Here is a 1,714-nt window from a genome sequence, read left to right as displayed (position 1 = left end):
ATTTGGCTAGCTGTTCTTCCCAAGTCAGTCCTAGGACAGTCTTAGACTGATTGTGCAGCAGACCTGCACGGTTCAGTTCACCAAGGATACCGACAACGCCACCCGCACGGTGTACATCTTCCATGTGGTATTTCTGCGTTCAAGGAGCCACTTTACAAAGGTGTGGTAGTTGGCGAGACATGCGGTCGATGTCCGTCATATCAAAATCGACTTCACCTTCTTGCGCCGCAGCTAAAAGGTGTAACACCGTATTGGTCGAACCGCCCATTGCGATGTCGAGTGCCATCGCGTTTTCAAATGCGGCTTTGGTCGCGATATTGCGTGGTAGAGCCGTTTCGTCATCTTGCTCGTAGTAGCGTTTGGTGAGTTCAACGATGCGTTTACCTGCATTGATAAACAGTTCTTTACGATCGGCATGCGTTGCCAACAGCGAGCCGTTGCCTGGCTGAGACAGACCCAGAGCTTCTGTCAGACAGTTCATTGAGTTTGCGGTGAACATGCCTGAACACGATCCACACGTTGGGCATGCACTGCGTTCGATCTGTTCGCTTTGTTCGTCAGACACTTTTGGATCGGCACCTTGGATCATGGCATCGACAAGGTCTAACTTGATGATCTGGTCTGAAAGCTTGGTTTTGCCCGCTTCCATTGGGCCGCCAGATACGAAAATAACTGGAATGTTGAGACGCATTGACGCCATCAGCATCCCTGGAGTGATTTTGTCACAGTTAGAGATACACACCATGGCATCTGCACAGTGCGCATTAACCATGTATTCGACCGAGTCGGCAATCAATTCACGTGATGGCAGCGAGTAAAGCATGCCGCCGTGACCCATTGCGATGCCATCATCGACGGCGATGGTATTGAATTCTTTTGCGATGCCGCCTGCCGCTTCAATCTCTTGAGCAACAAGTTGGCCCAAATCTTTAAGGTGTACGTGGCCTGGTACGAACTGAGTGAATGAGTTCACCACGGCGATGATTGGTTTACCGAAATCTTCGTCTTTTACACCGGTTGCACGCCAGAGCGCACGAGCTCCCGCCATGTTACGACCATGTGTGGTGGTAGCTGATCTATATTTTGGCATTTCTTAAATCCTTCTTACTGCTGCTCTGGGTACACATAGTCTAACCAGCCCCACTTATCTTCCGTGGTGCCGTTAAATAGGCCAAAGTAGGCTTCTTGCAATTCTTTGGTAATCGGACCGCGTTTACCGCTGCCCACTTCAATTTTGTCGATGGTTGCCACAGGCACAACTTCTGCTGCGGTACCGGTCATGAATACTTCATCCGCAAGGTATAGCGCTTCGCGGGCAATGTTAGCTTCACGGACTTCGTAACCTTTATCGCGAGCAATGGTCATGATCGAGTCACGAGTGATGCCCGGTAGGATAGCGCTGGTTGCTGGTGGTGTGGTGATCACGCGATCTTTGATGACAAAGATGTTCTCGCCCGCGCCTTCTGACAAGTAACCGTCAACACTCAGTGCGATACCTTCGTCGTAACCATGACGACGTGCTTCACCACCAACGAGTAGTGAAGAAAGGTAGTTACCACCCGCTTTTGCAGCGGTAGGGATGGTGTTAGGTGCCGCGCGATTCCAGCTTGAAATCATCGCATCCACGCCTTTTTCTAGTGCTTCTTCACCCAAGTAAGAGCCCCAAGGGAAAGCGGCAATGATTAGGTCCATCTCTGTGCCAACTGGAGGACAT

1 protein-coding gene and 1 pseudogene are annotated in these 1,714 nt (G+C 50.7%); both read right to left on the bottom strand.

Features of this window, described 5'->3' with window-relative positions:
- Nucleotides 1-1,090: pseudogene (ilvD, locus tag R7P69_RS24545) on the bottom strand (dihydroxy-acid dehydratase); the annotation flags it as partial.
- Between the two features lie 14 nt (nt 1,091-1,104).
- On the bottom strand, nt 1,105-1,714 hold a 610-nt coding region (gene ilvE, locus R7P69_RS24540), incomplete at its 5' end, for a branched-chain-amino-acid transaminase (RefSeq protein ID WP_318121725.1).

Origin of the sequence: Vibrio sp. 661, assembly GCF_033339315.1 — a bacterium.
GTDB lineage: Bacteria > Pseudomonadota > Gammaproteobacteria > Enterobacterales > Vibrionaceae > Vibrio > Vibrio alginolyticus.
The sequence above is the reverse complement of the archived record's forward strand: the minus strand, read 5'-3'. Positions and strand labels throughout refer to the sequence as shown.